Raw genomic sequence first — 24,737 nt, 5'->3', positions numbered from 1 at the left:
CTGTTCGCTCTTTACAAACAAGCTGGACTGCTTTTAAATTAGCGTCAAGGCACCTGACAGAGGCCACTTCGAATCCGCTAGGGAGAGGATGATATGCGTCCGGCCGTTCCCGGTCGAGGCCGGGTTACCGATCCAAGAGCTCTGCCGTCGGCAACGCCGACCAAGGTGCGGACCCAGTCATGAGCGATCCGCAGAGCCGCATCGTGATCGTCGGCGCCGGCCAGGCCGGTGGCCGTGCGGCGGAGGCGCTGCGCAGCGCCGGCCATCAGGGCGAGATCACCCTTCTCGGCGAGGAACGGCATCCGCCCTATGAGCGGCCGCAGCTGTCGAAGGCCATCCTGCTCGACGACGTGGCGGCCCCGATCTTCATGCGTCCGGACGCGGATTGGGGCGCGCTCGGCATCGAGCTCAGCGTCGGCGCGCCGGCGGTCGGCGGCGATCTGCACAAGCGCCGCATCGGCCTCGCCGACGGACGTGAATTCTCGTTCGACAAGCTCCTCATCGCCACCGGCACGCGGCCGCGCCGCCTGCCGCGGCTGGAGGCGGGGCCGCTGCCGGTGCTCTACCTGCGCGATCTCGACGACGCCATGGCGCTGCGCGCCGCGCTGGCGCCGGGCCGCCGGGTTGTGCTCGTCGGCGGCGGGGTGATCGGCCTCGAGGTGGCTGCCGCCGCGGTGGGCCGCGGCTGCGACGTCACCGTCGTCGAAGCGGCACCCCGCCTCATGCCCCAGGTCGGCTCGGCGCTGCTCAGCCGCTTCATGCTCGATCTGCATCGCGGCCGCGGCGTCGCCGTGCGCTGCGGCGTCACGGTGGAGCGCCAGGCCGAGGGCGGCGTCGCGTTGTCGGACGGCAGCTTCGTCGCCGCCGATCTCATCCTGGTCGGCGTCGGCGTCGAGCCGGCGCTCGACCTGGCGCGGACCATGGGTCTCGCCGCCGAGCACGGCATCGGCGTCGACCCGTCCGGCGCGACCGAAGCCGACGGCGTCTACGCCGCCGGCGACGTGGCGCTGCAATGGAGCCACTGTCACGGGCGGCAGCTGCGCCTGGAAAACTGGGCGAACGCGCAGAATCAGGCGATCGCGGCGGCCCGCTCCATGGCCGGCGAGACGACGGCCTACGATGCGCCGTCGTGGTTCTGGTCGGACCAATACGACGTCAATATCCAGGTGGTCGGCCATCCCGGCGCCGGCGAGGAGGTGGTCCGGGGTGATCCCGGCTCCGGCCGCTTCGCCGTGCTGAGCCTCGCGGGGGACGAGATCGTCGGTGGCCTCACGGTGAACGGCGCACGCGATATGGCCGTCGTGCGCCGGCTGGTGGCAGCCCGCAAGCGCATCTCGCCGGCGGATTGGCAGAACCCGGCCTATGATCTGCGCCAGGCGCTGAAAGGATAAGGGTCGGCGCGGCGCAGCGGCAAACGGCGCGCACAAGACGCGCCAGCGATCGATATGGGAGGACGAGCGATGGAACGAGGCGAGCAACCCGCAATATGGGTCGACGAGCGTCAGCAGTTCTTCAAGGTGGCGCGGCGCAACTTCGTCGATCAGGAGATCTGGAGGGCGGAGAAGGAGCGCATCTTCGAGCGCTGCTGGCTCTACCTGGGCCATGAATCCGAGGTGGCCAAGCCCGGCGATTTTCTGACCCGGGTCGTCGCCGGCCGCAGCATCCTGTTCACCCGCGACAGCAAGGGCCAGTTGCGCGCCCTGCTCAACACCTGCCCGCATCGCGGCGCCCAGGTCTGCCGCGAGCGCAAGGGCATCGCCAAGTCGTTCCAGTGCTTCTACCACGGCTGGGTGTTCGGCGCCGACGGCAAGCTGCGCAGCCAGCCCGGCGAGGCCTCGTACGCCGAGGGCTTCAAGAACCGCGAATCGTCCAACATGACGCCGGTGCCGCGCTTCGAGAGCTACCGCGGCTTCAATTTCGTCTGCTTCGACCGGGATTCGATCGGCCTCGACGAGTACCTCGCCGGCGCCAAGGAATATCTGGACATCGTCTGCGACCAGTCGGAATCCGGCATGTCGATCGTCGCCGGAACGCAGGAATATTCGATCCGGGCGAACTGGAAGCTGCTCACCGAGAACAGCATCGACGGCTACCACGCCACCACCACCCACGCGACCTACTTCGATTACTTGATGAACACCACCTGCGGCCTGAGCGGCGGCGGCATGGGCGGGTTCGGTATCGACCTCGGCAACGGCCACGCGGTGCTCGAGTACGGGGCGCCGTGGGGACGGCCGGTGGCGCAGTGGATCCCGGCCTGGGGCGAGGAGGGGCGGGCGGAGATCGACCGGCTGTTCGCGGGCCTCGTCGCCGGCCATGGGCAGGAGCGGGCGGAGCGCATCGCGCACAAGAACCGCAATTTGTTCATCTTTCCCAATCTGGTCATCAACGACATCATGGCCACCACCGTGCGCACCTACTATCCGGTGGCGCCCGACTACATGACCATCAACGCCTGGGCGCTGGCGCCGAACGAAGAGACCGCCTGGGCCCGCAAGTTCCGGCTCTACAACTTCCTCGAGTTCCTCGGCCCCGGCGGCTTCGCCACGCCCGACGATGCCGAGGCGCTGGAGCATTGCCAGCGCGGCTTCGCCAACAACAGGGAAGCCGCGTGGAACGACATCTCCAAGGGCATGGGCAAGGCGCGGCCGTCGTACGACGACGAGCTGCAGATGCGGGCGTTCTGGACGCAGTGGAACAACCGCATGTTCCCGCCGCCGCTCGTGAACAAGACCCAGGCCGCGGCGTGAGGAGGGCGACATGACTGTAACCGCAACCACAACCCGTGTGACCCGGGCCGAGGTCGAGGACTTCCTGTTCGCCGAGGCCGACCTGCTCGACCAGTGGCGGCTGCCCGAGTGGCTCGGCCTGTTCACCGACGACGCCACCTACGAGGTGCCCTGCACCGACCTGCCGGCCGACGCCCGCTCGGACGAGAGCCTGTTCTACATCGCCGACGACCGCTTCCGCCTGGGCGAGCGCGTCAAGCGGCTGATGAAGCGCACGGCTCACGCCGAGTTCCCGCATTCCAAGACGCGGCGCCTGATCGGCAACGTGCGGGTCCTGGCCCAGCAGGGTGAGCAGGTCGACGCCAAGGCGGTGTTCGCCACCTACCGCAGCAAGGACGGCGTCACCGATCTCTATGTCGGCACGGCCTATTACGAACTGGTCGCCACCGACGACGGCCTGCGCATCCGCTCCAGGCGCTGCGTGCTCGACAGCGACAGCCTGCGGCCGAGCGGCCGCATCTCGATCGTGCTGTGAGGCCGGCCATGGCAGACGCACAGCGCAGTGAAGCAGCGCCGGCGCGGGGCCGGCCGCTCGAGGGGCGCATCGCGCTGGTCACCGGCGCGGCCGGCGGCATCGGCGCGGCGATCGCGCGGCGGCTGGCGGCGGACGGGGCGAAGCTGGTGCTGGCCGACGTGCCCGGCTCGGCCGTGACCGATGTGGCGGCGGCCATCGCCGACGCCGGCCACGGCCGCCCGGTGGTGGAGACCGGCGACCTGGCGCAGGAGGAGGCGGCGGGCCGCCTCGTCGCCGCCGCGGTCGCGGCGCACGGCGGCCTCGACATCCTGGTGAACAACGCCGGCGGCGGCATCATCAAGCCGTTCCTGAGCCATACGCCGGAGACGCTGCGGACGACCATCGACCGCAATCTGTGGACGACGCTGTGGTGCACCTGGCACGCCATCCCGGTGATGAAGGCCCGGGGCTACGGCCGCATCGTCAACATCGGGGCCGACTCGGTGCGCAACGGGCTGTGGGACCATGCCGCCTACAACGCCGCCAAGGGCGGGGTGCACGCGCTGGCCTCGGGCCTGGCGCGGGAGTTCGCGGCCGACGGCATCACGGTGAACGTGGTGGCGCCGTGCATCGTGGAGACGCCGCAGGTGACGGCGGCGCGCCAGACCGCGCCGGAATTCGTCGACAAGTTCGTGAGCGTGGTGCCGCTGGGGCGGCCCGGGTCGCTGGCGGAGGTGGCGTCGATGGTGGCGTACCTGGCGTCCGAGGAGGCGTCGTTCGTGACCGGGCAGGTGATCAGCGTCAACGGCGGCAGCACGATGCAATGACGATCGCGGCGATGGACAGAGTGCATATCGGCAAGGTGTCGGACTATCCGGCCGGCGAGATCCGTCCGGCGGAGCTGTCCGACGGGACGGCGCTCGCGGTCTACAACGTGGACGGCCGCCTCTACGCGACGGCGGACCTGTGCACGCATGGCGAGGCGTCGCTGTCGGAGGAGGGGATTCTCACCGGGTGCACGGTGGAATGCCCGTGGCACTTCGGCACCTTCGATGTCACCAATGGCCGTGCCACGGCCATGCCGTGTACCATCCCGTTGAAGACCTACGCGGTCGAAGTCGTCGACGAGGATGTGTATGTCCAAGGCTAAGCTCACCCGCCCCAAGACCCAGACCCTGAGCGGGCCGGCCGTGGATGCGCCGCGCCCCGGCCGCAGCCGGCCGGCTCCGCTTGCGGAGAAGACCGAGCGGACCGGGCAGGGGCCTCGACAGCGGCGGACGCAGGCGGAGCGCAGCGAGACGACGCAGAAGAAGGTGCTGGACGCGGCCATCCAGTTGCTGCGGCGGCGCGGCTACGGCGGCCTGCGAACCAGCGAGGTGGCGGAGCTGGCCGGGGTCTCGCGCGGCGCCCAGCTGCATCACTTTCCAACCAAGCACGACCTCATCGTCGCGACGCTGCGGCACCTGAACGAGAAGGCCGCTGCGCAGAGCCGGCGGCGGGCGGAAGCCGCCCACGACCATGACGACGCCATCGCCGCGATCATCGCGGATGCGCACGACTTCTTCTTCAGCGATTTCTTCTTCGTGCAGCTTGCCATCAGCATGGGCGACGGCGAGGCCAAGGAGTTGCGCCGCGAGACCTTCCAGCTCTCGCGCGAGAGCCGCTTCGCCGTCGAGGCGGCGTGGTGCGAGGCGCTGGTGGCGGCTGGTGTGCCGGCCAAGCTCGCCGAGGACGTGCTGGCGCTGACCCTGAGCATCGTGCGCGGCTTCTCGGTCCGCACCTTCATCGAGGATGATCCCGAGCGCTTCAGCCACCTCTACGAGGTCTGGCGCAAGATCGTCGGCGAATACCTGGCCTCCCATCTCGGGCCGAGGCGGGCCGGCAGCCGGCCGGACAAAGATAGGGAGATGAATGTTGGGCACGATCAGGATCGTCCAGCTGTGCTACGTTCGCCTGGGCACCGACGACCTCGAAGCGAGCGCCCGCTTCGCGACTGAGATCCTCGGCCTCGAGCGCGTCGCCGGCCGTGCCGGCGACATCGTCTTCCGCTCCGACCAGCGCGCCCACACGCTGGCCCTCTCCGGCGACCGGGGCTCCGCCATCGGCGTCGAGCTCGACGACGAGGCCGCCCTCGACGCCGCCGCCGCCGCCCTGGAGCGGGCCGGTCATGCCTGCCGCGAGGCCTCGGCGGAGGAGTGCGAGCGCCGTTTCGTGCGCCGCGCCCTGATCTGCGCCACCGGCCAGGGCACCGCCGTGGACCTCGTGCTGCGTCCCGCCGTCAGCGGCCGCCGCTACTTCGGCAGCCGCGACGCCGGCATCACCGGCCTGCAATGCGTCGGCCTGCGCAGCACCGACCTCGCCCGCGACACCGCCTTCTGGACCGCCATCCTCGGCGCCACGGTCAGCGACCGGGCCGGCGACGTCACCTATCTCCAGCTCGACGACGCTCATCACCGCATCGCCCTCTATCCGGCGGCCCGGCCCGGCGTCCTCTACGTCACCTACGGCGTCGAGAGCTTCGATGCGGTGATGCAGAGCCACTACTTCCTCCAGGAGCACCAGGTGCGCGTCGTGCACGGCCCGGGGCGCGAGGCCGCCTCGGGCCAGGTGTTCGTGCGCTTCACCGCGCCCGACGGCCAGATGTTCGCCTACGGCTACGGCATGACCGACATCGACCCGCGCCGGCACCGGGCGCGCCAGTTCGCCGCCGAGCCGACCTCGCTCTGCGCCTGGGGCAGCACCAGCGACCTGCCCGAGCTGGCGATCGCCGGCGCCTGACCCGACACCAAGGAGATCCCCCATGATCGAGCTCAAGGACGTCAGCTACGCCCGCCTGGGCGCGCCGGACCTGGAGCAGGCCGAGGCGTTCGCGACGCGCTGCCTCGGCCTGCAGGTGGCGGAGCGGACGGGCAAGGCGCTCTACCTGCGCTCCGACGACCGCGCCCACACGCTGTGCTACTTCGAGGGCGATCCCCAGGACCAGACCGTGGCCTTCGAGATCGAGGACCAGGGCCAGCTCGACGCGGCCGCCGGCACGCTGGAGGCGCTCGGCCACCCCGTGCACCTGGGCACCGACGGCGAGTGCGCGGCGCGCAAGGTCAAGGCCTTCATCGCCTTCAAGGACCCGACCGGCAACCAGATCGAGCTGGTGGTGCGGCCCGACCGCAGCGGCCGGCGCTACTTCCCGACGCGCGATGCCGGCATCACCGGCTTCAGCCACATCGGGCTGAACACCACCGACCCCAGGCGCGACGAGCGCTTCTGGACCCAGGTGTGCAACGCCCGCGTCAGCGACCGCATCGGCGACATCGCCTTGATGCGGGTGAATGCGATCCACCACACCATGGCGCTGGCGCCGGGGTCCGGCCCCGGCATCCAGCACATCAACCACCAGGTGACCAGCAACGACGACGTGCTGCGCTCGTTCTACCATCTGTCGGAGCAGAACGTGCCGATCGTGTTCGGGCCAGGCCGGCACCCGACCTCGGGGGCCCGCTTCCTCTACTTCCTCGGCCCCAACAACATGGTGTTCGAATACTCCGTCGGCGTCGACGAGATCGAGGACGAGGCCACCCACCGCCCCCGCCAGTTCGGCTTCGAGCCATCAAGCCTCTGCATGTGGGGCTCCAAGCCCGGCAACGCGATCACGCTGCCGAACGCCTGAGACGCGCCGCTCACGGCCTCGTCATGGCTGGGCTTGATGGCCGACCTTGACCCGGCGCGCTTCCCGCACACGTCATGGTCGGGCTTGACCCGACCATCCATCTTCTTAGAAAATCTGCTATCCTCAGCCAGCCTATACGCACCATAACTTAGCGGATGGATGGCCGGGTCGAGCCCGGCCATGACGCGTTTGGGAACCCGCCGATCAGCCCAGCGCCGCCCGCTGCGGCGGCGTTGCGCTCTCCGGGATTGGCGCGCGGCCGTAGCGGGCGCGCAGCTCGGCCTTGCGGACCTTGCCCGTGGCGGTCATCGGCAGCTCGGCGACGAAACGCACCTCGTCGGGCACCCACCAGCGTGCCAGCCGTCCGCGCAGGTGCTCCAGGATCTCGTCGGCGCTCGCCTGCAAGCCCGGCCGCAGCACGGCAAGCAGCAGCGGACGCTCCTGCCAACGGTCGTGCGCGATGCCGATGACGGCGGCCTGCTGCACCGCCGGGTGGTCGAGGGCAGCGTTCTCGACGGTCACGCTGCTGATCCATTCGCCGCCCGACTTGATGACGTCCTTGGAGCGGTCGACGATCTCGATGCTGCCGTCGGAAAAGATACGGGCGACATCGCCGGTCGACAGCCAGCCGGTGCCGGCCCCAGGCGTCTCCCTGTAGTAGCCGGCGGCGACGCACGGGCCGCGCGCCTCCAGGTGTCCCACCGCTTCGCCGTCCCACGGCAGCTCCGCGCCGTCGTCGTCGAGCAGGCGCAGCTCCGTGCCGTAGCCGACGCGGCCCTGGCGCATGCGCCAGACCACCTGCTCCTCCGGTGGGCAGGCCGCGGCGCCCGGCGGCAGCGTCGAGCGCAGGCCCGCCACCTCGGTCATGCCCCAGACCTGGCCGACCGGCACGCCGAGCGCCGCCAGATCATCGACGAGCTTGCGCGGCGCCTTGGTGCCGGCGACCAGGGCGGCGCGTAGCGACGCCGGCCGGCGGCCGAGCGAGCGCCAGTGATCGACGAGCCCGAACCATACGGTCGGCACCGCGGCGGCGGCCGTCACGGCTTCGCCGTCGATGAGCTCGGCCAGGGCGGCAGCCTCGAAATGGCGGCCGGGCAGCACGAGCTTCTGCCCGCTCATCGGCGCGGTGAACGGCATGAACCAGCCGTTGGCGTGGAACAGCGGCGCCACCGGCATGACCGCCTCGCGGTCCCCGGAGCGCAGCACGCCGATCATGTCGGAGCTGCTCATCAGCAGCGCCGCGAGAACGAGCGAGCGATGCGTGTAGACGACGCCCTTCGGCGCCCCGGTCGTGCCCGACGTGTAGCAGATGGTGCAGGCCTGCCGCTCGTCCAGCTCCGCCCACTCGGCTTCGCGCCCCGCCGCGGCGAGCAGCGCCTCGTAGGCGTGCACGTTGACCAGCGTGGTCTTGGGCAGCTCTCCGGCGGGGCCCATGTAGATCCAGCCGCGCACGCTGGGCAGGACGGGCGCCAGCCGCTCGGCGAGGGCGAGCGTCGCCGCATCGATGCAGATCCAGCTGTCCTCCGCATGGTTGACGATGTAGGCGATGGTCTCGTCGTAGAGGCGCGGGTTGATGGTGTGCAGCACCGCGCCCAGGCCGGGAACGCCGTAGAACAGCTCGAAGTGCTGGTGCGTGTTCCAGGCCAGCGAGCCGACACGATCGCCGCTCGCCACGCCGAGCGCTTGCAGCGCCGCCGACAGGCGCCGGCAGCGCGCATAGGCCTCCCGGTAGGTGGTGCGGAGGACCGAGCCGTCGATCGTCCGCGCGACGATCTCCGTCGATCCGTGAACCGTCGCCGCGTGCCGCAGAATGCCGCCGACCAGCAGCGGCGTGTCCATCATCAGCCCTTGCACGAATGCCTCCCTTGGTTGTTGTCCTCCCGTCCGGGCGTCGTTGCGCCCGGATCGTTTGTGCGCGACGGCCCCCGGTGAGGGCCGCCGTCGCCGTCGTTCGATCGATCGTGCCGTCAGAACGTGCCGCGATAGGCGCCGCCGTCGATCAGCACGTTCTGCCCGGTGATGTAGGCGGCCTGGACGCTGCACAGGAAGGCGCAGGCGGCGCCGAACTCGCTGGGGTCGCCGAAACGGCCGGCGGGATTGTCGCGCTTGACCTGCTCGACCGTCTCGTCGACCGGGCGGCCGCGGCTCGCCGCCAGCGCTGCGAGGTTCGATTGCAGGCGGTCGGTGTCGAACGTGCCCGGCAGCAGATTGTTGATGGTGACGTTGTGGGCCACCGTCTTGCGGGCGAGGCCGGCGACGAAGCCGGTGAGGCCCGAGCGCGCGCCGTTCGACAGGCCGAGGATGTCGATGGGCTCCTTCACCGCATGCGAGGTGATGTTGACGATGCGGCCGAAGCGCCGGGCGATCATGCCGTCCACCGTCGCCTTGATCAGCTCGATGGGCGACAGCATGTTGGCGTCGAGGGCCTTGATCCAGTCTTCCCGCGACCAGTTGCGGAAGTCGCCCGGAGGCGGGCCCGCCGCGTTGTTCACCAGGATGTCGGGGTCGGCGCAGACGGCCAGCGCCGCGGCACGGCCATCGGCGGTGGTGACGTCGGCAGCAACGGTGCGCGGCCGGCGGCCGGCCAGCCGCTCGATGTCGTCGGCCGCCTGCTCCAGCGTCGCCGGAGTCCGGGCGACGATGACCACGTCGCAGCCTTCCTGGGCCAGCGCCAGGGCGCTCGCCTTGCCCAGGCCTTTGCTCGCCGCGCACACGAGGGCTTTGCGCCCCTCCAGGCCAAAATTCATGTCTCGTTTCCATCCCTTGTCAGCCGCTTAAGGCTCTACCGGCGTCACCGGACAACCGTCGGCACCGTGCGCCGACGCGGTCCGGCAGGCGCCTGGATCGCGGCGCCGTTCAGTTTAGAGCTCTTAGCAACTGAGCCGTTGCGCCGAATTAAAAGACAGTCCATCCTGCTTGTAAAGGGACGTCAGATCCCCGGCCGATCGCGGCGGTCCGCGGTTCGTGCGCCGACCGAGCGGCCAGGTACGGCAGCCAATCAAGCGGAGGAAACCTATGCGTCATCTCATGGTGATTGCGGCCGCATCGCTGTGTGCGACGGCGGCGCTGGCCGAGCCGACGTACGGCCCCGGGGCCAGCGCGACGGAGATCAAGGTCGGCCAGACCATCCCCTACAGCGGCCCGGCGTCAGGGTTCGGGCTCTACGGGCGGGCCTGGACCGCCTATTTCGACATGATCAACAAGAAGGGCGGCATCAACGGCCGCAAGATCACCGCCATCTCGCTCGACAACGGCTACAATCCCAGCAAGGCCGTGGAGCAGACCCGCAAGCTGGTCGAGGAGGATGGCGTTCTGGCCGAGATCGGCACCGTCGGCACCGTGCCGAACGCCGCCGTGCAGAAGTACATGAACAGCAAGAACGTGCCGCAGGTGCTCGTCTCGGCCGGCGGCAGTCGCTTCAACGATCCCAAGCACTTCCCGTGGACCGTGCCGTTCTATCCGACCTTCGATGTGGAGGCGAGCGTCTACGCCAAGCATATCCTCGATACCAGGCCGGATGCCCGGATCGGCGTCCTTTACCAGAACGACGACTACGGCCGCGATTTCCTGAAGGGGTTCAAGGAGACGCTCGGTCCCAAGACGTCGTTGATCGTCAGCGAGCAGAGCTATGCGCTGACCGACCCCACCGTGGACTCCCAGGTGCTCGCCCTGCAGAGCGCCGGCGCCAACGTGCTCGTCCAGTTCACCACGCCGAAGTTCGCCGCCCAGGTGATCCGCAAGGCGAACTCGATCGGCTGGTCGCTGCCGCAGTACATCGCCAGCCCGGCCAGCTCGATCCAGGGGACGCTCATGCCGGCCGGCGTCGAGGCGTCGACCGGCGTGATGACCGCCATCTTCTACAAGCAGGTCGGCGACCCGGCGTGGGAAAAGGACAAGGATGTCGTGGATTTCATGGCGTTCATGAAGGAATGGGCGCCCAACCAGAACGTATTCGATGCGATGGCCATCTCGGGTTACCTCAACGCGCAGCTGACCGCCATCGTGCTCGACCGCTGCAAGGACGACCTGAGCCGCGAGAACCTGCTCAGGCAGGCCACCACGCTGAAGGATGTGGCGCTGCCGATGCTGCTGCCGGGCATCCGGGTGAGCAATTCACCGACCGATTACCGGCTCTACCATGAGCTGCAGCTGGCCCGATTCGACGGCGCCAGCTGGAAGCCGGTCGGCGGCCTGATCCGCGTCGAGCAGCCGGCCGGCAACTGAGCGCCGGCGGGCGGGGCGGCGTCGGGCGCGGCGGCCACGCTGGCGGGCCGCGCCTAGTGTGGCGAATCCGAAATTCGCACCACCCTGGGGCAGCGCTGGGAGCGAATTTCGGATTCCTAAGCCACACTAGCAACTCTATGATTCGAGTGTGGTTTAATGGATCTGAAGGTCCTGAACGCTGATGCCGTGTGGGGGCAGGAACTTCAGATCCACCACACTAGAGCATTTCGCCATTGGATGGACCCATCCAATGGCAGAGAAATGCTCATAACCTTTTGAATCTGGAGCGCTTCTTTGCGATTGGGTGAGTCCACCCAATCGCGAAGCGCTCTAGGCCCCCGCGAAGCGGGTCTCGAGCAGATCGAGCTCGCGCACCAGCCGGCGAGCCATCTCGTCGGAGATCCGGTGCGTCCGCACCAACTGGTAGAACGCATCGCGCTCGGCCCGCAGGCCGGCAAGCCGCAGCTCGCGCTCGATGCGGTCGATCTTGTGCAGGTCGTCGGCTTCGGCCCCGGTCTTGGAGCCGCGCACGATCCGCTCGCGGTAGAGATCCATGATGCGTGCGCCCGCATTGGCATAGATGTCGGCGTCGCTGCGGCCTTCGCCGAGATCGTGCTGGGCGCGTTCGATCGCCTTGATGGCGGCCTCGGCCGCCATGATCCGGGCGCGGTCCTCCAGCCGCCGGTGCGAGGGCTCGGGCGGCAGCTCGAGGCCCTTCATGAGCATCGGCAGGCCGATGCTCGCCGCCACCAGCGAGGCGACGATGACCCCGGCAGCGAGGAATATGGCGAGGTCGCGCGCCGGAAACGGCGAGCCGTCGGCTGCGAGCAGGGGCAGGGTCAGCACGCCCGCGAGCGTGAGCGCCCCGCGCACGCCGGCGAGCGAGGTGGCCGCGATCAGCCGCCAGCTGGGCTTGCGCAGCGGCTGCCCCTTGCGGGCCGCCCGGAACATGGTGAAGCGCAGCGAAACCCACACCCAGAGGAAGCGCAGGGCGGCGAGGGCGGCGTTGATGGCGACGATGTAGACGAGGAGCCAGGCCGGCTGATAGTGCCCGGTCTCGACCACCACCTGCGCCGCGCCCGCGACGATCTTCGGCAGTTGCTCGCCGAGCAGCACGAAGATGACGCCGTTGGCGGCGAATTGCACCATGTCCCAGAAGGCGGCCCGGCGCACACGGGTCAGCGCCAGCGCCCGCCCGGTCTGCTCGACGTAGGCCATGGTGATGCCGGCGCCGACCGCGGCGAGGATGCCCGAACAGTGGAGGCGCTCGGCCAGGAGGTAGGCCCCGAAGGGGATCAGCAGGCTGATCAGGATCTGCGAGCCGGGCTCCTCGCCGAGCCGTCGCGCCACCCAGTTCTTGGCCTGGGTGATGGCCCAGGTGGCGGCGACGCCGATCGCCACGCCGCCGATCGCCAGCCACAGGAAGGTGCCGAAGGCCTCGCCGAGCGAGAATGTTCCGGTCATCGCCGCCGCCACCGCGAAGCGCATGCAGACCAGGCCGGAGGCGTCGTTGAGGAGCGACTCGCCCTCGAGGATGTGCATCAGCCGGCTGGGGATCGGCACCCGGGCGGCGATGGCCGAGACGGCGACCGGGTCGGTCGGCGAGATGACTGCGGCCAGGGCGAAGGCGACCGCCAGCGGCATCGCCGGGATCAGCCAGTTGATGAAGAAGCCGACGCCGACGACGGTGAAGACGACCAGCCCCATGGCTAGCGCCAGGATCGTCCCGCGGTCGCGGAATAGCCCCTCCTTGGGGATGCGCCAGCCGTCGAGGAACAACAGCGGCGGCAGGAACAGCAGGAAGAAGACCTCCGGCTTCAGCTCGACGCCGAGGTCGGCCACTGCGGCGACGAGGCCGCCGAGCGCGATCTGCACCAGCGGCAGCGGCACCGCGACGGGCAGGGCCCGCGAGATCGAGCCGCTGATGGTGACCGCGAGAAGGAGAACCAGGGCTGTGGTGACGGATTGCATGCGGGATCGCGGCAGGAGGCGACCGCCCTCGCGCTTATGCCGGAGGGGATTGCCCGGTACGATGGTGACCGCCGCCGGCCGGCGCCTGCGACGCTGCGCACCGCGCCGTCGCAACGGACCGGAGGGGTCCGACTAGCCCACTTTCGGCCGTGGGGAAAGCCTGGACCTCGCCGCGAAGGCCCTGTCATTCTCCCGCTACCTGCTATGATCAGTGTGGGGAGGACGAGCAGCGCCATGGCGGCGGACGACATCAGATCGCTTTTGGAGACGGACGACTGGTTCCACGGGCTGCCGGAGCCGCTGCGCGCCCTCATCGTGCAGAAGGCGGTGCTGCGCGACTACGCGGGCGACGCCCTCGTCTTCGCCACCGGTGACCCGCCGACCGGACAATTCGCGGTCATCTCCGGCGAGATCCGCCTCGTCTCGCATACGGCCAACGGCAAGCACGTGCTCTACAGCATCTTCAAGCCGGGGATGTGGTTCGGGCACCTGTCGGTGCTCGATCAGCAGCCGAGGTTCCAGGACGCGTTGACGGTCCGCCCGACGCGGCTGCTGTTCCTGAGCATGGCCGCCTTCAACAGCATTGTCGCGGAGGAGCCGCGCTACATCCTCAACTTCACCCATCTGCTCTGCCGGCACATCCGCAGCGCCATGGACATGCTGGCCGAGATGAAGACCGCGCCGTTGCCGGCTCGCCTCGCGCACGCGCTGCTCGACATGGCCGCCGCCGCTCCGCCCGAGCCGGAGGGCTCCCGCATCACCCAGGAAGAACTCGCCGCGATGATGGGCGCATCGCGCCAGACCATCAACCGCGTGCTCCGGGATTGGGAAGACAAGGACCTGATCGGCCTGGAATACGGGCGGGTGATCGTGCGTAACCGGGCCGTCCTGTCGACGCTGGCAAGCCACGGTCACGTGCCGTTCTCGTAAGCCCGCCGCGCCGTTCGTCCCGGATCTCCGCATCGTGCAAGTCGTGTAAGCCATCGACGGGGCCAGCCGATCGGGCCGGCCTGTCGAATGCGGCCGCGCGCTCGGCTTGCCGCGTTGCAGCAAAAATAAGTTGCATGCGCATTATTGTTGTGCGCATGATCCTCATATGAAGCATGAGGACGACCCGCGTTTTCTCCTGACCTCGACGCTGCTGCAGGCGGGCCGGCAGTGGCGCCGCCTGGCCCAGCAGGTGCTCGCGGAGCACGAGATCTCCGAAGCCCGCGGGGCGACGCTCCTGTGGGTGAGGCGCCTGGGCGGAGGGGTTCGCCAGGTCACGCTCGCGGCCTATGTCGGCATCGAGGGGACCTCGATCGTCCGGCTGCTCGATCAATTGAGCGCGCTCGGCCTGCTGGAGCGCCGCAGCGATCCCGATGACAGGCGCGCCAACGCGGTCTGGCTGACCGAGGCCGGCGAGCGGCTGGCGGAGCACATCGAGGCGGCGCTGACCGAGTTGCGGGAGCGCGTCCTGAAGGACGTGAGCGACGCGGACCTGGACGCCACGCTCCGGGTCTTCGCGGCCATCGACCGGGCCGTAGCGGATTCCCGCGCCCAGCTCCCGCTCCCGCCCTTGGACACGTCCGTATGACATGGCCGTCATGACATGGCCTTCCTGGCGTGACTGGCTGTTCTCGGCCAAGGCCTACGCCGCCGCTATAGCGGCCCTGTGGATCGGTCTGGCATGCGGCCTGCCGCGTCCTTACTGGGCGATGACGGCGGTCTACATCGTTGCCAACCCCATGTCGGGGGCGATGGTGTCGAAGGCGTTCGACCGTACGTTCGGGACCCTGCTCGGAGCGACCGGAGCGGTGGTGCTGGTGCCGCTGCTCGTCAACGCGCCGGAGCTCTTGATGCTCGCCATCGCGCTGTGGACCGGCATCTTCCTCTTCGTCGCCTTGCACAACCGGACGCCGCGCAACTACGTCTTTATGTTAGCCGGATATACATTGCCGCTGATCGCGTTGCCGACCGTCGGCACGCCCGAGGCGATCTTCGACGTGGCCTCGGCGCGCGCCGAGGAGATCATCGTCGGCATCGTCGTCGCCGCCGTGATCGGCACCATCCTCTGGCCGCAAAGCGTCGGCCAGGTGCTCGACGCGCGCATCGCCGGCTGGCTGAAGGACGCCGGCGGCTGGGCGCAGGAGGTCTTGCGCGCCAAGGGCGCACGCCCGGCGGCCTCCCTGGCGCGTCAGCGACTGGCGGCGGACATCTCGCCGCTCACCGCCGTGATCAGCCAGCTGGCCCACGATGCCGGCACGCGCGACGTCAAGCAGCATGCCGAAGAGCTGCGCGGGCGGCTGCTGCTGCTCCTGCCGCTGCTGTCCTCGATCGCCGATCGCATGCATGCGCTGCGGCTGGACCTGAACGGCTTTCCGCCCGAGCTCGCCGCCGTCACCGATCGCATCGCCGCATGGATCGAGGCGCCGGCCGTTGCCGTCGACGGCGATGAGCCGGAGCGGCTGCGGGCGGCCCTCGGCGCGCTCGGCCGTCCGCTGGAGGACGCGGCGGACTGGCGGGCGCTGGTGCACGGCAGCCTGTTGACCCGCCTCACCGAGCTCGTCGACCTCTGGCAGGATTGCCTGGCGCTGCAGCGCCGGATCGCCGGAGGCACCTCGACGCGCTGGAAGCCGGCGCTGCGTCATCGGCCCGTGATCGGGCGTGAGCAGCACTACGACCGCGGTCTGATGCTCTTCTCCATGGGCTCGACCATTCTGGCGACCTTCCTCGCCGGTCTGCTCTGGATCTGGAGCGGCTGGTCCGACGGCGCCAACGGCGTCGCCTTCGTCGCCATCGCCTGCTGCTTCTTCGGCGGTCTCGACCGGCCGGCGCCGTCCATGCGCGACATGCTGATCTGGTCGATCGTCGCCTATGTGCTGACCGGCTTCTACCTCTTCGCCGTCCTGCCCCGCGTCAACGACATCGAGATCCTGGCCGTGGTGCTGGCGCCGCCGTTCCTGTTGATCGGCGCGCTCATCCCGCGCCCGGAGTTGTCGCTGGTCACTTTGTTGATGGCCACCAATCTGAGCGGCGATCTGGCCCTTCAGGGGCGCTACAGCGCCGAATTCACGTCCTACGCCGATGCGGGGCTCGCGATCGTCGCCGGTCTCCTCTTCGCCCTGCTGTGGACGCTCGTCACCAAGCCGTTCGGCGCCGAGCTCGCCGCCCGCCGCCTGGTCCGCGCCGGCTGGAGCGATCTGGCCGCCCTGGCGGCCGGCGACCGCGGCTTCGACCATGCGGCCTTGGCGAGCCGCACGCTCGATCGCCTGGGCCAGCTGATGCCGCGTCTGGCCGCTGCGGACGGTGGCTCCGACACCGTCGACGGCCTGGCGGATCTGCGCACCGGCTACAACATCGTCACGCTGCAGCGCGATCGCCGCGCGCTGCCGCGGGCGGTCCGGCAGCCGATCGACGACGTCCTGGGAGGCGTCGCCGCATTCTTCCGCGCCTGCCTCGACAGCGGCCGGCGCGCCGCGGCGCCCGATCAGCTGCTGCGCGACATCGACCGGACGCTCGAGGCCGTCGCCGGCGCCGGGCAAGGGCAGGCCGCCCGCACCACGCTGGACGCGCTGGTGGGCCTGCGGCGCGCGCTGTTTCCCCTGGCGGCCGGACCCGACCGCCTCGACCCGACGCGGACCGGCCGGGACACCCAGCCCATGCTGATGGCCGCGGAGTAACGGCATGCCCCCCGAACTGGATCTCTACGGCGTCTATCTGCCGGGCGTCTTCGGCCTGATGCTCGCCGCCTACATCATCGTGCGGATCCTGAGCGCCGTGGCCGGCCGCGCCGGCTTCTATGCGCTGGTCTGGCACCGCGCGCTCTTCGATCTCGCCGTCTACGTCATCGTGTTCGGCGCCCTGTTCTCCATCACCCCCAAGTTCATCCCATGAAATACTTGCTAGGCACCGGTCGTCTCCTCGTCACCCTCGCCGTGGTGGGCGCCGCCGTGTTCGTCGGGCGCGGGCTGTGGGACTACTACATGAACGAGCCGTGGACGCGCGATGCGCACGTGCGCGCCGACGTGGTCGAGATCGCGCCGGATGTCGCCGGGCTGGTCGACGAGGTCTCGATCCACGACAATCAGGTGGTGCACCGCGGCGACGTGCTGTTTCGCGTCGATCGCCGGCGCTTCGCCATCGCGCTCGATCAGGCGGAAGCGACGGTGGTCGGGCGCAAGGCGGCGCTCGATCTGGCCCAGCGCGAGCTCGCCCGGTCGCAGAACCTCGGCGACTATGCCTCGCGCCAGCGGGTGGAGCAGGCCCAGGCAGCGCTGGCGCAGGCCGACGCGGCCTATCGCGAGGGGCTCGCCGAGCGCGACCTCGCCAAGCTCAACCTGGCGCGCTCGGATGTGAAGGCCTCGGTCAACGGCATCGTCTCGAACCTGGCCCTGCATCCGGGCGAATACGTCTCTACCGGCAAGTCGGTCGTGGCCCTCATCGACACCGATTCCCTGCGTGTCGAGGGCTATTTCGAGGAGACGAAGCTGCCGCGCATTCATCCCGGCGACAAGGTCGCCATCCGGCTCATGGGCCAGCCGGTCACGCTTCAGGGCAGGGTGGAGAGCATCGCCGGCGGCATCGAGGATCGTGAGCGCAGCGACGGCGCCGGTCTGCTCGCCAACATCAATCCCACCTTCACGTGGGTTCGTCTGGCCCAGCGCGTCCCGGTCCGCATCAAGCTGGACAAGCTGCCGCCGGATGTCCGGCTGGTCACCGGCCTGACCGCCACGGTGCAGGTGCAGGCGCCGGGCGTCCCCGCCTCCACGATCTTCGGCCGCCTTTCGCTGACCTGAGGTTGCGGACGAGAGCCCGCGGGACCGGTGGCCGGATCCCGCGGGGCTGCGTATCAGAGCTGCTTCAGCGTCAGCTTCTCGATCTCGCGCCAGTCCAGGTCATAGCCCAGGCCGGGCTTGGTCGGCGCGTTGACGTAGCCGTCCTTTTCCACGCGGATCACGTCGGCCATGCCGATGTCGAGGATGCCCTGGGGCACCGGGATCTCGAACAGGTCGCAGTTGTGGATGGCCAGCATGACGTGCAGGTGTGCCGCCTGCACCAGCGTGGTGCCGTAGCTGTGCGGCTCGTACTTGGTGTTGAAGGCCTCGCACAGGGCCGCCGACTTGCGCATGGCCGAGATGCCGCCGATCCAGTCGCCCACCGAGCGGATACTGTCGACGGCGTGGGCCATCAGGTACTTGGGATAGCCGCGCAGGCCTTCGATGACGCTTTCGGTGGCGGTGATCGGGATCTTGAAGCTGCGCGTCAGGTCGGCGAGCCCCAAGAGGTCAGAATCGGCAATGGGCGCCTCGTACCAGTAGAAATCGAGCTCCTCCAGCACCTTGCCGACTTTGAAGGCGCCCAGCCGGTCGTAGGCGTTCACCGGGTCGAGCATCAGGTCCATCTTGTCGCCGAAGGCCTTGTGCACGGCCCGGCAGACCTCGATGTCCTTGTTGGGCACGCCGAAGGCGTGCAGCTTGAACGCGCGAAAACCCTGCTCGTAGCATTCGCGGGCGATGTCCACGTATTCCGGCACGGTCTCGTACATCACGGTGCTGGCGTAGGCCTTGATGCGGTGGCGGGCCGCGCCGAGCAGCTTGTAGATCGGCACGCCGTGGTGCTTGCCCAGGATGTCCCACAGGCAGATGTCGACGGTGCTGGCGACGGCGTTGGGCGACCTCAGGCTGTCGGTAAGCTTGTAGGAGATCGCCTCCACGTCGTGCGGGTCCTGCCCGATCAGCAGGGCGCGCAGGCCCGGCAGGGCGGATTCGATCTCGCCGGCCGACATCAGCCAGGTGATGCACTGGCCCTCGTGGCCGTCGTCGGTGCCGATGCGCAGCAGGATGTGCTCGATGGTGCGCGGCGGCCATTCCTCCTTCCAGCGGAACTGGTAGTCGAGCGGCTTCAGCACGTGCGCCTTCACGTCGGTGATCTTCATGGGCTCTCTCCCTGGGCTTGAGTGATCGGTGGTGGTCAGGTCGGCTTGGCGGCGAGCGCCGCCCGCGAGCGCGGCCAGACCTCGGGGTTGACGAGGCCGTCCGGCTCGACGCCGCGCAGCACCGCGTCGATGGCCCGGGCGGCCGCCATGGCCAGGCGCTCGAAGGCCTGGGCGGTGATGCCGGCGTTGTGCGGTGACACCACCACGTTCGGCAGCGTCAGCAGCGGGTCGTCGGTGGGCGGCGGCTCGGGCTCGAACACGTCGAGGCCGGCGCCGGCGATGCAGCCGCCGGCCAGCGCCCGGCGCAGGGCCGCCACATCGACCACGCCGCCGCGCGACGTATCGATCAGCCAGGCGCCCGGCTTCATCGCCGCGAGCTCCGTGGCGCCGATCAGGGCGCGGGTGGCCGGGCGCAGCGGCACGTGCACGGAGACGATGTCCGCCTCCCGCAGGGCCTCCGGCAGCGCCGTGACCGCATCGACGTTCGGATCGCACGGGTCGCGTCCGTCGTGGGTGACGGCCAGCACCCGCATGCCGAAGCCGTGCTTGGCGATGCGGGCGAGCTCCCGGCCGATGGCGCCGAAGCCGACGATCGCCAGCGTGCGGCCGGAAATCTCCTCGAAGGCGCCGTCCCAGCGCGCCTCGAAGCGCCCGGCACGGACGGCGCCGTCCGTGTGCACGAGCCGCTTGGCAAGGCAGAGGACGAGGCCGATGACGTGCTCGGCGACGGACAGCGCCCCGGCACCGACGGCGTGGGTCACCAGGATGCCGCGCGCCGAGGCGGCCTCGACGGCGATGTGGTCGACGCCCGAGCCGGCCGCAGCGATCACCCGGAGCCGCTCGCCCGCGTCGATCAGGTCGGCCGAGACGGTCAGCGGCGGATAGGCGTAGAGCGCGTCGGCGCCGTCCAGGACGGTGCGCACGTCCTGGCCTGGGGCGACGTCGACGACGCGGTGGCGGGCCGCCAGCCAGTCTCGCCCCGCCGGGTGCAGCATGGGCAGGCCGAGCACCACCGTCGCCGGTCTCATGCGGCACCCGCCAGGTCGGTCGGCGCGCGCCCGAGGTAGGCCTGGCTCACGACGTCGGTCTTGGCGAGGTCCGCCGGCGTGCCGGCTGCCGCGATACGGCCGTTGGTCAGCACATAGGCAAAGTCGACGAAGCCCAGCGTCTGCTCGACCACCTGCTCGACGAGCAGCACCGAGACGCCCTGGGCGCGGATGTCGCCCAGCACGCGGAACACCTCGTCGACCAGGATCGGGGCGAGGCCCAGCGACGGCTCGTCGAGCATCAGCACGCTCGGCCGGCGCACCAGCGCCTGGGCGATAGCGAGCATCTGCTGCTGGCCGCCGCTGAGCGTGCCGGAGACGGCGCCCGCCTTCTCGCGCAGCGCCGGGAAGATGGCGAACACCTCGTCGCGCCGCCGGGCCATCTCGGCGCGCCCGAGGCCGAGCCGGTACATGCCGAGCAGGATGTTGTCGGCGACGCTCTCCTTGCGGAAGATGCGGCGGCCCTCGGCGACGTGAGACAATCCGCGTCCGACCAGCACCTCGGCGGCGAGGCCCTGGATCTCCTCGCCGGCCAGGCGGATCGTTCCGGCCGAGGGTTTCAGCAGGCCGGAGATGGCCTTGAGCAGCGTCGACTTGCCGGCGCCGTTGGCACCCAGCAGCGCCACCGCCTCGCCGCGCCCGACGGCGAGCGATACGTCGCGGACGATCGGCACCACGCCATAGCCGACGGCGAGCCCGTCGACCGCAAGGATGGGGTCCGGCCGGCTCATGACCGTCCTCCCGTATAGGCCTTGACGACCTCGGCGCTGCGGAACACCTCCTCGGCGCTGCCCTGGGCGAGGATGCGGCCCTGGTCGAGCACGGTGACGGTGTCGGCGATGTCGGCGACCAGCTCGATGTGGTGCTCGACCATGACGATGGTGATGCCGAGCTTGCGCATCTCGGCGATCAGGGTGCCGAGCCGCTCCAGCTCGCCCATGGAGAGCCCCGCCGCCGGCTCGTCGAGCAGCAGCAGCTGCGGCCGGCCGATCAGGGCGCGGGCGATCTCCACCAGCCGCTGCTGGCCGTGCGGCAGCAGCGCCGCCTGGTCGTGGGCCCGGTCGGCGAGCCCGACGAGGGCGAGCCATTGCATGGCCTCGCCGTCGAGATCGGCGGCCTCGCGTCGGGCTCGCGGCAGCCGCAGCGCCAGCTCGACCCCATTGGCCGCCTCGCGGGCATAGCCGCCGAACCGGGTGTTCTCGAGGACCGAGAGGTCGCCGAGCAGTTTTGGGGTCTGGAAGGTGCGCTGCACCCCGAGCCGGGCGATGCGGTTGGGCGGGGCGCCGACGAGCTCCGTGTCGCCGAGCCGGATCGAGCCGCTGCTGGCCGGATAGAAGCCGGAGATCAGGTTGAGCAGCGTCGTCTTGCCGGAGCCGTTCGGGCCGACCACGGCGTGGATGCGGCCGGCGGCGAGCGCCATGGTGACGCCGTCCAGCGCCTTGACGCCGCCGAAGGTCTTGCCGACGCCGTCGATGGCGACGGGGGCGCCGTCGATCGGGGCGATCGGTTTGGCCCGGGCGGGGACCGCCGGCGCCGCCTTGCGCTCCGGCGCCAGCCGCTGCTGCAGCCCGGCCAGCGCTCCGGCCAGCCCCTCCGGCAGGAAGACCGAAAAGGCCAGCAGCCCGACGCCGTAGGCGATCATCCGGTATTCCTTGAGGCTGCCCAGCAGCTCCGGCAGCACGAAGAAGGCGAGCACGCCGAGCAGCGGGCCGGAGAGCCGTGCCGGCCCGCCGAGCACCACGACGAACAGGAAGAAGATCGAGAAGTCGAAGGTGAAGTCCTCGGGCGTCACCACCACCTTGGCGACGGCGAAGAACGCCCCGGCGAGGCCGGCGATGGCACCCGAGAACAGGAAGGCGAAGAGGCGCAGGCGCGCCGGCGACACGCCGTTGGCCTGGGCCCTGACCTCGCCCTCGCGGATCGAATGCAGCGCCCAGCCGACCCGGGAGTTCATCAAGTTGGCGATGACCCACCACAGCACGGCGTTGACGGCGACGACCAGCCAGAACACCGCCGTGCCCGAGAAGCGGTAGCCGGCGAGGCTGGGCGCGGGCACGCCGACGATGCCGCCGTAGCCGCCCGTCAGCCAGCGCAGGTCCGCCAGCATCGCGGTCACGGCCAGCGTGAAGGCGATGGTGATGAGCACGAAGTACCACGACGACAGCCGCAGCGCCGGCAGGCCGAGCAGGCCGCTGAAGCCCATGCCGACCGCGGCGGCCAGCGCGGCCGCCGGCCAGAAGCTCCAGCCGTACTGGACGGTGGCGATGGCGGTGGCGTAGGCGCCGACGCAGATCAGCGCGCCGTGGGCGATGGAGATGATGCCGGCGTAGCCGCTCACCACGTTGAGGCCCATGGCCGCCATCACGTAGATGGCCGCGAAGGTGAGCAGCAGCAGGTAGTAGGAGTTGGTCATCGCGAAGGCGGCGGCGACGAGCGTCGCCACCACGCAGATCGTGGCCGTGAGCGAGGGCAGCCGCAGGCGGGCGGCGGGCGCGGCCGGGACGGTGTCGATCATGCCCATCCTCACACCTCTCGCGCCAGCCGGGCGCCGCCGAGGCCGTGCGGGCGGATGAGCAGCAGGACGAGGACGATGGCGAGCAGCAGCACCTGCCGGTAGCCGGGGGTGGCGGAGACCGAGCTCAGGCTCTCCACGCAGCCGACCAGCACTCCGCCGGCGAGCGCCCCCCAATTGTTGCCGACGCCGCCGATGGCCAGCGCCATGAAGCCCTTGACCAGCAGCATCATGCCGATCGACGTGCTGGCCAGGACCAGCGGCGCGGCGATCACGCCGGTGAAGGCCGAGTAGGCCGCCGCCACCGCGAACGAGCCCATCGTGAGGCTGAGCGGGCTGATGCCGTTGAGACGGGCGCCATCCCGGTCCTCGGCGACGGCGAGCACCGCCTTGCCCAGCAGCGTGGCGCGGTAGAACCATTCGACCGCGGCGATGGAGAGGGCGGCGAGGACGATGATCGCGACCTGCTGGGTCGAGAAGGTGAGCGCGCCGATCTGGACCATGTCGAGCGAGGCGCCAGGCACCGGCGGCACCGCCTGCGGGTCGGTGCCGTAGACGCGGTCGCTGGCGTGCAGCACGACGATGGAGAAGGCGAGCGTGCTGATGATCCAGCCGTGATGGTGGCGCGCGTTGCGGAGCAGCGGCGCCACCGCCAGCCGCTCCTCCAGCAGCCCGAGCGCACCCGCCGCGACGAGCACCAGCGCCGTGCCGACGAGCCAGGGCAGCGACCAGCCGGTCATCAGCCCCCAGGCGAACATCGCCCCCAGCATGACGAACTCGCCTTGCGCGAGGTTGAAGACGTTGGTGGGCTTGAAGGCGATGTTCAGGCTCACCGCCACCATGGCGTAGATGGCGCCCATGGTGACGCCGGAGACGAGCAGCGCCAGGAAGTCTTCGAGCGACATCAGGCGACTCCCGGCGCGCGCCGCCGCAGCAGGCCGCGGTATTCCTTGGCCAGCGGATCGTCGGTCGAGTTGGCGACCGCCATCGCCACCACGTCGGCGCCGTAGGCGGTGTGCTTGTCGGCGGTGAAGCTCATGTTGCCGAACAGGCCTGCCACCGACGAGGAGCCGTCGAGCACTTTCTTGATCGCCTCCGGATCCAGCGACTGGGCCTTCTCGGCCGCGTATTTGAGCGCGAAGAGGAAGTCGTAGAACGGCGTCGTGGCGGCCGGCCCGATCAGGCTGTCGGGCACGTCGCTGGCCAGGATCTGCTTGGCGTAGGCGCGGATGCGCTCCGCCGGCGGCTGGGCGTCGGTGTAGGTGAGGGCGGTGAAGGTCGCCGCGTAGATATCCGGATAACGCGCGCTCTCCGGCACCGCGCCGGGCGTGCCGGCGAACAGCAGGCCGGTGTGGCCGACCACCAGCGGCTTCCAGCCGATGCGCGACAGGCCGACCAGGAACTGGGTGACGTCGACGTTGTTGGAGATGTGGGTGTCGAGCGCCTCGGCGCCGTCGCTGCGCAGCTTGCGCAGGAAGGGCGTCATGTCCGTCGACTTGATCGGGAAGGTCTGGTCGCTGACGATCTGGAGACCCTTGGCCGGCGCCTGCTTCAAGATGGCGTCGCGCGTCGAGGCGCCCGCCGCCGAGTCCTCCACCAGGATGCCGATCTTCTTGGCGCCGGCCTTGGCCAGGTATTCCACGTGGCGCGTGACCTGGGCGTCGGAGGTGAAGTTGAACTGGTAGTGGAAGGGATAGCGCTTGCCGTCGCCGACCTCGCTGGCGGTGGCGTAGGTCGCCTGCAGGATCTTCTGCGGGGTCGAGACCTCCAGCGACGCCAGCGCCTGGGAGCTGCCGACCGGACCAACCACATAACGCACGCCTGCCTCGATCAGCCGGCGCATGGCGATCGGCTCCTGGGCCGGGGAGGCCTGGTCGTCGACCTCCACCTTCACCAGCTTCTTGCCGAGGATGCCGCCGGCCGCGTTGATCTCGTCGAGCGCCAGCTGCGGCGAGATGTAGAGCGGGTTGAAGCTCGACGCGAGCGGTCCGGTCAGCGGCTTGAGCCAGCCGATCTTGATCTCGTCTGCGGCCAGTGCGGCGCGGCCGCCGAGCCCGCCGGCGGCGAGGGCGGCAGCGCCGGCGCCGAGCTTCAGCACGTCGCGGCGGTGCATCGAACGGCGCCGCGCCGGGCGCCCGTCCTGGTCGTGTCGGTTCATGG

23 protein-coding genes are annotated in these 24,737 nt (G+C 69.9%); 14 read left to right on the top strand and 9 right to left on the bottom strand.

Annotated elements, in window-relative coordinates:
- Positions 1–179 precede the first annotated feature (179 nt).
- From ACZ5PO_RS00360 to ACZ5PO_RS00325, 8 genes are all read left to right on the top strand, one after another.
- The gene (locus ACZ5PO_RS00360; protein WP_464189094.1) at positions 180–1,391 is read left to right on the top strand and encodes an NAD(P)/FAD-dependent oxidoreductase; all 1,212 of its coding nucleotides are present in this window, start codon (positions 180–182) and stop codon (positions 1,389–1,391) included.
- Between the two features lie 69 nt (positions 1,392–1,460).
- The gene (locus ACZ5PO_RS00355) at positions 1,461–2,750 is read left to right on the top strand and encodes an aromatic ring-hydroxylating oxygenase subunit alpha (RefSeq protein ID WP_464189092.1); all 1,290 of its coding nucleotides are present in this window, start codon (positions 1,461–1,463) and stop codon (positions 2,748–2,750) included.
- Positions 2,751–2,760: 10 nt separating this feature from the next.
- On the top strand, positions 2,761–3,264 hold the full coding sequence (locus tag ACZ5PO_RS00350) for an aromatic-ring-hydroxylating dioxygenase subunit beta (protein ID WP_464186722.1): 504 nt from the start codon (positions 2,761–2,763) through the stop codon (positions 3,262–3,264).
- An 8-nt stretch (positions 3,265–3,272) separates the two neighbouring features.
- Entirely contained in the window at positions 3,273–4,070 is a 798-nt protein-coding gene (locus tag ACZ5PO_RS00345) for an SDR family oxidoreductase (protein WP_464189090.1), read from the top strand.
- 11 nt (positions 4,071–4,081) lie between these two features.
- Positions 4,082–4,393: a non-heme iron oxygenase ferredoxin subunit gene (locus ACZ5PO_RS00340; RefSeq protein ID WP_464189088.1), complete on the top strand. Its 312-nt coding sequence runs from the start codon at positions 4,082–4,084 to the stop codon at positions 4,391–4,393.
- Positions 4,380–5,240 (top strand): TetR family transcriptional regulator, encoded by an 861-nt coding sequence (locus ACZ5PO_RS00335; RefSeq protein WP_464189086.1) that lies wholly within the window; start codon positions 4,380–4,382, stop codon positions 5,238–5,240. The genes ACZ5PO_RS00340 and ACZ5PO_RS00335 overlap by 14 nt, the downstream gene beginning before the upstream one ends.
- The gene (locus ACZ5PO_RS00330) at positions 5,158–6,021 is read left to right on the top strand and encodes a VOC family protein (RefSeq protein WP_464189083.1); all 864 of its coding nucleotides are present in this window, start codon (positions 5,158–5,160) and stop codon (positions 6,019–6,021) included. Before ACZ5PO_RS00335 ends, ACZ5PO_RS00330 begins: the two co-directional genes overlap by 83 nt.
- A 22-nt stretch (positions 6,022–6,043) precedes the next feature.
- Entirely contained in the window at positions 6,044–6,907 is an 864-nt protein-coding gene (locus ACZ5PO_RS00325; protein ID WP_464189081.1) for a VOC family protein, read from the top strand.
- Between the two features lie 204 nt (positions 6,908–7,111).
- Here the strand turns inward: ACZ5PO_RS00325 and ACZ5PO_RS00320 are convergent, their stop codons facing one another.
- Positions 7,112–8,761: a long-chain fatty acid--CoA ligase gene (locus ACZ5PO_RS00320; protein ID WP_464189079.1), complete on the bottom strand. Its 1,650-nt coding sequence runs from the start codon at positions 8,759–8,761 to the stop codon at positions 7,112–7,114.
- A 113-nt stretch (positions 8,762–8,874) separates the two neighbouring features.
- Positions 8,875–9,654 carry an SDR family oxidoreductase gene (locus ACZ5PO_RS00315; RefSeq protein ID WP_464189077.1) on the bottom strand — a complete coding sequence of 260 codons (780 nt, stop codon included), beginning with the start codon at positions 9,652–9,654 and terminating at the stop codon, positions 8,875–8,877.
- A 268-nt stretch (positions 9,655–9,922) separates the two neighbouring features.
- Between ACZ5PO_RS00315 and ACZ5PO_RS00310 the strand changes: the two genes are divergently transcribed.
- A complete protein-coding gene (locus tag ACZ5PO_RS00310) occupies positions 9,923–11,131 on the top strand; it encodes an ABC transporter substrate-binding protein (protein ID WP_464189075.1) in 1,209 nt (402 codons plus the stop codon).
- Positions 11,132–11,461: 330 nt separating this feature from the next.
- Here ACZ5PO_RS00310 and ACZ5PO_RS00305 read toward each other — a convergent pair whose 3' ends face one another.
- A complete protein-coding gene (locus ACZ5PO_RS00305; protein ID WP_464189073.1) occupies positions 11,462–13,102 on the bottom strand; it encodes a Na+/H+ antiporter in 1,641 nt (546 codons plus the stop codon).
- 234 nt (positions 13,103–13,336) lie between these two features.
- Here ACZ5PO_RS00305 and ACZ5PO_RS00300 point away from each other — a divergent pair, with 234 nt between their 5' ends.
- The 5 genes from ACZ5PO_RS00300 to ACZ5PO_RS00280 all read left to right on the top strand — a co-directional run bounded on the left by ACZ5PO_RS00300 (position 13,337) and on the right by ACZ5PO_RS00280 (position 17,880).
- On the top strand, positions 13,337–14,032 hold the full coding sequence (locus tag ACZ5PO_RS00300; protein ID WP_464189070.1) for a Crp/Fnr family transcriptional regulator: 696 nt from the start codon (positions 13,337–13,339) through the stop codon (positions 14,030–14,032).
- 166 nt (positions 14,033–14,198) lie between these two features.
- A complete protein-coding gene (locus ACZ5PO_RS00295) occupies positions 14,199–14,678 on the top strand; it encodes a MarR family winged helix-turn-helix transcriptional regulator (RefSeq protein ID WP_464189068.1) in 480 nt (159 codons plus the stop codon).
- Positions 14,679–14,688: 10 nt separating this feature from the next.
- Positions 14,689–16,764 carry an FUSC family protein gene (locus ACZ5PO_RS00290; RefSeq protein WP_464189066.1) on the top strand — a complete coding sequence of 692 codons (2,076 nt, stop codon included), beginning with the start codon at positions 14,689–14,691 and terminating at the stop codon, positions 16,762–16,764.
- Positions 16,765–16,768: 4 nt separating this feature from the next.
- Positions 16,769–16,978, top strand: a complete 210-nt coding sequence (locus tag ACZ5PO_RS00285; RefSeq protein WP_464189064.1) for a DUF1656 domain-containing protein — start codon at positions 16,769–16,771, stop codon at positions 16,976–16,978.
- The gene (locus ACZ5PO_RS00280; protein ID WP_464189062.1) at positions 16,975–17,880 is read left to right on the top strand and encodes an efflux RND transporter periplasmic adaptor subunit; all 906 of its coding nucleotides are present in this window, start codon (positions 16,975–16,977) and stop codon (positions 17,878–17,880) included. Before ACZ5PO_RS00285 ends, ACZ5PO_RS00280 begins: the two co-directional genes overlap by 4 nt.
- A gap of 53 nt (positions 17,881–17,933) precedes the next feature.
- Here the strand turns inward: ACZ5PO_RS00280 and ACZ5PO_RS00275 are convergent, their stop codons facing one another.
- From ACZ5PO_RS00275 to ACZ5PO_RS00250, 6 genes are read right to left on the bottom strand one after another with little or no spacing between them, the layout of a single operon-like run.
- Complete coding sequence (locus ACZ5PO_RS00275) at positions 17,934–19,019, bottom strand: mandelate racemase/muconate lactonizing enzyme family protein (RefSeq protein ID WP_464189060.1); 1,086 nt, start codon at positions 19,017–19,019, stop codon at positions 17,934–17,936.
- 35 nt (positions 19,020–19,054) lie between these two features.
- Complete coding sequence (locus ACZ5PO_RS00270) at positions 19,055–20,047, bottom strand: NAD(P)-dependent oxidoreductase (protein ID WP_464189058.1); 993 nt, start codon at positions 20,045–20,047, stop codon at positions 19,055–19,057.
- Positions 20,044–20,796, bottom strand: coding sequence for an ABC transporter ATP-binding protein (locus ACZ5PO_RS00265; protein ID WP_464189056.1), 753 nt, complete (start codon positions 20,794–20,796; stop codon positions 20,044–20,046). Before ACZ5PO_RS00265 ends, ACZ5PO_RS00270 begins: the two co-directional genes overlap by 4 nt.
- Positions 20,793–22,580 (bottom strand): branched-chain amino acid ABC transporter ATP-binding protein/permease, encoded by a 1,788-nt coding sequence (locus ACZ5PO_RS00260; RefSeq protein ID WP_464189054.1) that lies wholly within the window; start codon positions 22,578–22,580, stop codon positions 20,793–20,795. The genes ACZ5PO_RS00265 and ACZ5PO_RS00260 overlap by 4 nt, the downstream gene beginning before the upstream one ends.
- Positions 22,581–22,588: 8 nt before the next feature.
- On the bottom strand, positions 22,589–23,482 hold the full coding sequence (locus tag ACZ5PO_RS00255; protein ID WP_464189052.1) for a branched-chain amino acid ABC transporter permease: 894 nt from the start codon (positions 23,480–23,482) through the stop codon (positions 22,589–22,591).
- Positions 23,482–24,735 (bottom strand): ABC transporter substrate-binding protein, encoded by a 1,254-nt coding sequence (locus ACZ5PO_RS00250; protein ID WP_464189050.1) that lies wholly within the window; start codon positions 24,733–24,735, stop codon positions 23,482–23,484. Before ACZ5PO_RS00250 ends, ACZ5PO_RS00255 begins: the two co-directional genes overlap by 1 nt.
- Positions 24,736–24,737: the final 2 nt, after the last annotated feature.

Source organism: Chelatococcus sp. KU-N122 (assembly GCF_055391085.1).
Note: the sequence above shows the minus strand (reverse complement) of the source record. Positions and strands in the feature narration are given on the sequence as shown.

Excerpts from the sequence above, each read along its gene's own strand:
- ACZ5PO_RS00250 (WP_464189050.1), bottom strand. The coding sequence starts at position 24,735 with ATGAACCGACACGACCAGGACGGGCGCCCGGCGCGGCGCCGTTCGATG.
- ACZ5PO_RS00270 (WP_464189058.1), bottom strand. The coding sequence starts at position 20,047 with ATGAGACCGGCGACGGTGGTGCTCGGCCTGCCCATGCTGCACCCGGCG.
- ACZ5PO_RS00325 (WP_464189081.1), top strand. The coding sequence starts at position 6,044 with ATGATCGAGCTCAAGGACGTCAGCTACGCCCGCCTGGGCGCGCCGGAC.
- ACZ5PO_RS00315 (WP_464189077.1), bottom strand. The coding sequence starts at position 9,654 with ATGAATTTTGGCCTGGAGGGGCGCAAAGCCCTCGTGTGCGCGGCGAGC.
- ACZ5PO_RS00345 (WP_464189090.1), top strand. The coding sequence starts at position 3,273 with ATGGCAGACGCACAGCGCAGTGAAGCAGCGCCGGCGCGGGGCCGGCCG.
- ACZ5PO_RS00260 (WP_464189054.1), bottom strand. The coding sequence starts at position 22,580 with ATGATCGACACCGTCCCGGCCGCGCCCGCCGCCCGCCTGCGGCTGCCC.
- ACZ5PO_RS00310 (WP_464189075.1), top strand. The coding sequence starts at position 9,923 with ATGCGTCATCTCATGGTGATTGCGGCCGCATCGCTGTGTGCGACGGCG.
- ACZ5PO_RS00350 (WP_464186722.1), top strand. The coding sequence starts at position 2,761 with ATGACTGTAACCGCAACCACAACCCGTGTGACCCGGGCCGAGGTCGAG.
- ACZ5PO_RS00355 (WP_464189092.1), top strand. The coding sequence starts at position 1,461 with ATGGAACGAGGCGAGCAACCCGCAATATGGGTCGACGAGCGTCAGCAG.
- ACZ5PO_RS00340 (WP_464189088.1), top strand. The coding sequence starts at position 4,082 with ATGGACAGAGTGCATATCGGCAAGGTGTCGGACTATCCGGCCGGCGAG.
- ACZ5PO_RS00265 (WP_464189056.1), bottom strand. The coding sequence starts at position 20,796 with ATGAGCCGGCCGGACCCCATCCTTGCGGTCGACGGGCTCGCCGTCGGC.
- ACZ5PO_RS00295 (WP_464189068.1), top strand. The coding sequence starts at position 14,199 with ATGAAGCATGAGGACGACCCGCGTTTTCTCCTGACCTCGACGCTGCTG.
- ACZ5PO_RS00360 (WP_464189094.1), top strand. The coding sequence starts at position 180 with ATGAGCGATCCGCAGAGCCGCATCGTGATCGTCGGCGCCGGCCAGGCC.
- ACZ5PO_RS00335 (WP_464189086.1), top strand. The coding sequence starts at position 4,380 with ATGTCCAAGGCTAAGCTCACCCGCCCCAAGACCCAGACCCTGAGCGGG.
- ACZ5PO_RS00305 (WP_464189073.1), bottom strand. The coding sequence starts at position 13,102 with ATGCAATCCGTCACCACAGCCCTGGTTCTCCTTCTCGCGGTCACCATC.
- ACZ5PO_RS00275 (WP_464189060.1), bottom strand. The coding sequence starts at position 19,019 with ATGAAGATCACCGACGTGAAGGCGCACGTGCTGAAGCCGCTCGACTAC.
- ACZ5PO_RS00285 (WP_464189064.1), top strand. The coding sequence starts at position 16,769 with ATGCCCCCCGAACTGGATCTCTACGGCGTCTATCTGCCGGGCGTCTTC.
- ACZ5PO_RS00300 (WP_464189070.1), top strand. The coding sequence starts at position 13,337 with ATGGCGGCGGACGACATCAGATCGCTTTTGGAGACGGACGACTGGTTC.
- ACZ5PO_RS00290 (WP_464189066.1), top strand. The coding sequence starts at position 14,689 with ATGACATGGCCTTCCTGGCGTGACTGGCTGTTCTCGGCCAAGGCCTAC.
- ACZ5PO_RS00255 (WP_464189052.1), bottom strand. The coding sequence starts at position 23,482 with ATGTCGCTCGAAGACTTCCTGGCGCTGCTCGTCTCCGGCGTCACCATG.
- ACZ5PO_RS00280 (WP_464189062.1), top strand. The coding sequence starts at position 16,975 with ATGAAATACTTGCTAGGCACCGGTCGTCTCCTCGTCACCCTCGCCGTG.